The organism is Pseudomonas sp. RW10S2 (assembly GCF_014268985.1).
GTDB classification, from domain to species: Bacteria; Pseudomonadota; Gammaproteobacteria; order Pseudomonadales; family Pseudomonadaceae; genus Aquipseudomonas; species Aquipseudomonas wayambapalatensis.
The window spans coordinates 1-6,503 of record NZ_JABWRO010000185.1; the positions used below are offsets into that span (position 1 = coordinate 1).

General features: G+C 67.3%; 2 protein-coding genes. Both read left to right on the plus strand.

From position 1 onward, the window contains the following. The coding region (locus HU729_RS24535) for an AMP-binding protein (protein ID WP_186711814.1) at positions 1 to 1,149 on the plus strand (1,149 nt) is incomplete at its 5' end. Next, positions 1,146 to 6,503: non-ribosomal peptide synthetase (locus HU729_RS24540; protein ID WP_186711815.1), on the plus strand; the 5,358-nt coding region annotated here is incomplete at its 3' end. The genes HU729_RS24535 and HU729_RS24540, both read left to right, overlap by 4 nt.

Below are 6,503 nucleotides of genomic sequence, written 5' to 3' on the forward strand. Positions count from 1 at the left end.
GTGTCGGTGTGGGAGTTCTTCTGGCCGCTGCAGACCGGTGCACAACTGATCATGGCGTGCCCAGGTGGCCATCGCGATCCGCAGTACCTGGCTGACGTCATCGCCGAGCGTGGTATCACGACCCTGCACTTCGTGCCGTCCATGCTCGATGTCTTCCTGGCCCACGGCGACCTGCAGGCCGCACGCCTCAAGCGCGTGCTGTGCAGTGGTGAAGCACTGCCCGGCAGCCTGGTACGGCGTTTCAAGGCGCAGTTGCCGAGCGTCGAGTTGCACAACTTGTACGGCCCGACCGAAGCTGCAGTTGACGTCAGTGCCTGGCACTGCGCCGAGCCACTGGAGCAGACCCCAGACAACACCCCGATCGGCAAACCGATCGCCAACACCACGCTTTACGTGCTCGACGCGCAGGGCCAGCCATTGCCGCAGGGCGTTGCCGGTGAGCTGTACATCGGCGGCGTACAGGTCGCCCGCGGCTACCTGAATCGCGAGCAACTGAGCGCCGAGCGCTTCATCGAAGACCCGTTCAGCACCCGCCCCGGCGCACGCCTGTACCGCACCGGAGACCTGGCCCGGCATCTGGCCGACGGCACCCTGGAGTACCTGGGGCGCAACGACGACCAAGTGAAGATCCGCGGCCTGCGCATCGAACTGGGCGAGATCCAGGCCTGCCTGACTCGCATTGCGGGGATCAAGGAGGCGGTGGTGCTGGCCGTGGATCAGCGCCTGGTCGCTTATTACACCGGCGCCATGCAGCCCGTCGAGGGCCTGCGCCAGCAGCTGTCGGCGCAACTGCCGGAATTCATGGTCCCGACGCTGTTCATGCACCTGGACGCCTTGCCACTGAGCCCCAACGGCAAGCTTGACCGCAAGGCGCTGCCGGCCGCCACCGTGGCCGAGGCGCGTCCCTATGAGGCCCCCCAAGGCGACACCGAGCAGTTGCTGGCTGCGCTCTGGTGCGAGCTGCTGGGTGTGGAGCGGGTAGGGCGGCACGACAACTTCTTCGAACTGGGTGGCCACTCGCTGCTGGCGGTGACCCTGACCGCCCGCCTGCGCCAGGAGGGTCTGGAGGCCGATGTGCGCGCGCTGTTCGAACAACCGACCTTGGCAGGCTATGCCGCCATCACAGACAGAATGGAGATCGTCCTGTGAGCATCAACGACCTACTGGCGACATTGTCAGCCAACGATATCCAGCTGGCGCTCAAGGATGGCCAGCTGGTGGTCCAGGGCAACCGCCAGGCGCTGACCGATGCGAGCCTGGTGGCGCGCCTGCGCGAGCACAAGCCGGCGCTGATCGCACTGCTCGAGCGCGGTGAGTACGTGGCCAGGGCCGGCAATGCCGGCGCCCCGGACAACGCCATCCCGGCCGACTGCACACGGATCACCCCGGCGCTGCTCAACCTGGTCGAGCTCGACCAGGGCGCCATCGATGCGCTCGCCGCGCAGATTCCCGGCGGCCACGCCAATGTGCAGGACATCTACCCGCTGGCGCCCTTGCAGCAGGGCATTCTCTATCATCACGCCAGCGCAGAGGGCAGCGACCCCTACGTGATGCAGTCGCAATTCGCCTTTGCCAGCCAGGCGCACCTGCAGGCGTTCGTCCAAGCGCTGCAGGCGGTGATCGACCGCCACGATATCCTGCGCACTTCGGTGCATTGGCAGGGACTGGAGGCGCCGGTCCAGGTGGTCTGGCGCAAGGCCCGGCTGCAGGTGTGCCGCGGCAGGCCACTGGACGAGCGTATCGATCTCGACCAGGCACCGCTGATCCGCCTGCATTGCGCGCCTGCGGCCAGCGACGGTCGCGTGCAAGCCACGCTGCAGTTCCACCATATCGCCATGGACCACAGCGCCCTCGAGGTGGTGCGTAACGAAATGCAGGCCGTGTTGCGCGGTGACGGCCACCTGTTGGGCGCGGCAGTACCTTTTCGCAATTACGTCGGCCAGGCCTTGCTGGGCGTCAGCCAGGCACAGCACGAGGCGTTTTTCCGCGAGCAACTGGGCGATATCGTCGAGCCGACGCTGGCCTACGGCCTGCAGGACGTGCAGGGGGACGGTAGTGCACCGCACGAAGAGAGCCTGACGCTGGCGCCGGCCCTGTGCGATGGCCTGCGCAGCCAGGCGCGGGCGCTGGGCGTGAGCCTGGCGAGCCTGTTCCACCTGGCCTGGGCACGGGTTCTTGGAGGGCTGACCGGGCGTGAGCAGGTGGTGTTCGGCACCGTTTTGATGGGCCGCCTGATGGGTGCGGAGGCCAACGACCGTGCACTTGGGATTTTCATCAATACCTTGCCGCTGCGGGTGGATCTGGCCGATCTGGACCTGGTCACGGCGATCAAGGCCACTCACCAGCGCCTGACCACGCTGATGCGTCACGAGCACGCCCCGCTGGCCTTGGCCCAGCGTTGCAGCGGTGTGGCCGCGCCCACGCCACTGTTCAACGCCTTGCTCAACTATCGGCACAGTGCGCCGGTTGCCGATGGCCAGGCCCGCGCGGCGTGGGATGGCATCGAAGTACTGGCAAGCGAAGAGCGCACCAACTATCCGCTGACCTTGAGTGTCGACGACCTGGGCGACGCTCTGCGCCTGACCTTGCTGGCGACTGCCGAAGTGCCGAAGCAGCGGGTCTGCGCCTATCTTGAGAAAACCCTCGAAAGCCTGGTAAAGGCCCTGGCGCAAACGCCAGCGCTGGGTGTCGATCGGCTCGACATGCTGCCTGCCGCCGAGCGCGAGCGAGTGCTCGAGACCTTCAACGACCGCCCAGGTGACACCGAAACCATGCTCACGGTGCACCAGCGTATCCAGCTCCAGGCCCGCGCGCAGCCCGAAGCCGTGGCCGCCACCTGCGCAGGCAGCGCGCTGAGCTACGGTGAGCTGGAGCAACGTGCCAACGCCCTGGCCCAGCGCCTGGTCATGCTCGGCGTGCAGCCTGAAGACCGCGTGGCGATTCTGGCCCGTCGTGGTCTGGACACCTTGATCGGCCTGGTGGCCATCCTCAAGGCCGGCGCGGGTTACGTGCCGATCGATCCGGCGCATCCCGATGAACGCATCGCCTACCTGCTCGATGACAGTGCCCCGGCCGCGCTGCTCACTCAGCACGACCTGCGCGCACGTCTTGGCGAGTGTTCGGTGCCGGTGATCGAGCTCGACCGGGCAGACTGGCCGTCGAGCGAGCACGCCCCGCAGGTCGATGGCCTGGCTGTCGGCAACCTGGCCTACGTGATCTACACCTCCGGCTCCACCGGCCTGCCCAAGGGCGTGATGGTCGAACACCGCACCCTCAACAACCTGATCGACTGGCATTGCCGCGCCTTCGACCTGTGCCAGGGGCGCCACACCTCGAGCCTCGCCGGATTCGGCTTCGATGCCATGGCCTGGGAAGTCTGGCCGGCCATGTGCGCCGGGGCTACCCTGCATATCGCGCCGCCCAGCGAACAGGGCGAGGATATCGACGCCTTGCTCGCCTGGTGGCGCGGCTGCCCGCTGGATGTCAGTTTCCTGCCGACACCCGTGGCCGAATATGCCTTTAGCCACCAGATCGATCACCCGACCTTGCGCACCCTGCTGATCGGCGGTGACCGCCTGCGGCAATTCACCCGTCACCCCGGTTTTGCCGTGATCAACAACTACGGCCCCACCGAAACCACGGTGGTCGCAAGCTCCGGGGCGATGACCCCTGGCGGTGTGCTGCATATTGGCGCGCCGGTCGACAACGCCCGGCTCTACGTGCTCGATGCGCACCGCCAGCCCGTGGCACAGGGCGTAGCCGGCGAGCTGTACATTGGCGGTGCCGGGCTTGCCCGTGGCTACCTGAACCGTGCACAGATGACTGCCGAGCGTTTCCTCGACGATCCGTTCAGCGCGCAACCGGGCGCGCGCATGTACCGAACGGGTGACCTGGTGCGCTGGCTGGATGACGGCACCCTCGACTATCTCGGGCGCAACGACGACCAGGTGAAGATCCGTGGCGTGCGCATCGAGCTGGGCGAGATCGAAAGCCGCCTGGCAGCGCTGCCAGGCATCAACGAAGCCGTGGTACTGGCCCGCGAGGACCAGCCGGGGCAGGCGCGCCTGGTGGCCTACTTCACCGGCCAGGACAGCGTCGAGGTGGCCGCGGCTGCGCAACTGCGTGCACAGCTGCAGGCGCACTTGCCCGATTACATGGTGCCGGTCGCCTTCGTGCGGCTCGAGTCGCTGCCGCTGACGGCCAACGGCAAGCTTGATCGCCGCGCGCTGCCGGCCCCCACCCGCGCCGACCTGTTCGAGCGTCGCTTCGAGGCGCCCCAGGGCGAGCTGGAGCAGACCCTGGCGCAGATCTGGCAAGGGTTGCTGCAGGTCGAGCGGGTCGGTCGACAGGATCACTTCTTCGAGTCGGGCGGTCACTCGCTGCTGGCCATGCGCCTGGTCGCGCAGGTTCGTCAGCGACTCGGCGTGGAGCTCACGCTGGGGACACTGTTCGCCCAGGCCGAGCTGGCGGCGATGGCCGAGGTGGTGGCGGCGGCTGCGCGCAGCGAGCTGCCGCCGGTGCTGGCAGTGGCACGCGATCAGCCGCTGCCGTTGTCGTTCGCCCAGCAGCGTCTGTGGTTCCTGGCACAGATGAACGGTGCCAGCCAGGCCTACAACATTCCCCTGGCGCTGGAGCTGCGCGGCGAACTGGACGCCGACGCCTTGGCGCAGGCCCTGGTGGCACTGGTCGAGCGTCACGAGGCGCTGCGCAGCGAGTTCTTCGAGGTCGATGGCGAGCCGCAGGTGCGGTTGTCGGCGCAGCGCTTGGTATTGCTGCGCGAGCAGCTGGGCAGAGCCGATGAGCCGCGCCTGGACGAGGTGATCCGCGCAGAAGCTGCGCGGCCGTTCGCGCTGGGCGAGGCATTGCCGTTGCGGGCTCGCCTGCTGCAGGTCGCGCCACAGCACCATGTGCTGCTGCTGACGCTGCACCATATCGTCGCCGATGGCTGGTCGATGGGCGTGCTGACCCGTGAGCTGAGCGCGCTGTACCAGGCCTTGCGCGAGGGCCGCGAGGCGCTCCTTGCGCCGTTGCCGATCCAGTATGGCGATTACGCGGTGTGGCAGCGCCGTTGGCTGCAGGGCGAGGCACTGCAGCGCCAGGGCGAGTTCTGGCGCAACAACCTGGCCGGTGCGCCAGCGCTGCTGAGCCTGCCGACCGACCGGCCGCGTCCAGTGCGCCAGGATTACACGGGTGACAGCGTGCGTATCCGCCTGGACGCGCGCCTCGCAGACGATCTCAAGACCCTGTGCAAGCGTCACCAGGTCACGCCGTTCATGCTGTTCATGGGCGCCTGGTCGGTGCTGCTGGCACGTTTGTCGGGGCAGGACGAGGTGGTGATCGGTACGCCGGTGGCCGGGCGTCGACAGGCAGAGGTCGAAGGGCTGATCGGATTGTTCGTCAACTCCCTGGCCATCCGCCTGGACCTGGCGGACGCGCCGGATGTCGGCACCTTGCTGGCGCGGGTCAAGACCCAGGTACTGGCCGCGCAGGAGCATCAGGACCTGCCGTTCGAGCAGGTGGTGGACCTGATCAGGCCAGCGCGCAGCCTGGCCCACACGCCGCTGTACCAGGTGTCGCTGGAGTGGGAGGGCGGCCATGATTTCGCCACTGGGCTGGACGGCCTGAGCCTGCGCAACCTCGGCCAAGGGCAGGGCTTTGCCAAGTTCGACCTGAGCCTGAGCCTGGGCGAGACCGCAGAAGGCTTTGGCGGCGCGCTGAACTATGCCACCGCCTTGTTCGAGCGGGCCACGGTGGAGCGCTACTGCGGGTATCTGGAGCAACTGCTGTGGGCCATGGCCGGCAGCGACGGTGCAGTGCTGGCAAGCATTGCCCTGCCGGATGCGCTGGAGCGTCGCCGACTGTTGGTCGACTACAACGACACTGCCGTGGACTATGACCTGGAGCAGACCGTTCACGGGATGATCGAGGCTCAGGTTGAACGCACGCCCGAGCGCATCGCCCTGCGTGCCGAAACCGGGGAGTTGACTTACCGCGCACTGAACGCGGAGGCCAACCGCCTGGCCCATCACCTGATTGCACTCGGGGTGAAGCCGGATGATCGCGTGGCGATCTGCGTCGAGCGCGGTCTGTCGATGGTCATTGGCTTGTTGGCGATCCTCAAGGCGGGCGGTGCCTATGTGCCGGTCGATCCGGATTATCCGGCCGACCGCATCCGCCATATGCTCACCGACAGCGCGCCGGTGGCGGTGCTGGGGCATGCGGCTACCCGTGGGGTGCTGGCAGCGTTCGAGGTGCCGCAGGTCGATCTGGACCTGCCCGTGTGGCATGCGCTTTCCAGCGACAACCCAGAGGTTGTGGGCCTCACCCCACAACACCTGGCCTACGTGATCTATACCTCAGGCTCCACCGGCCTGCCCAAGGGCGTGATGAACGAGCACGCCGGGGTGGTCAATCGCCTGCTCTGGACCCAGGACGCCTACGGCCTGGGCGCTGACGACGTGGTGCTGCAGAAAACCCCGTTCAGCTTCGACGTGTCGGTGTGG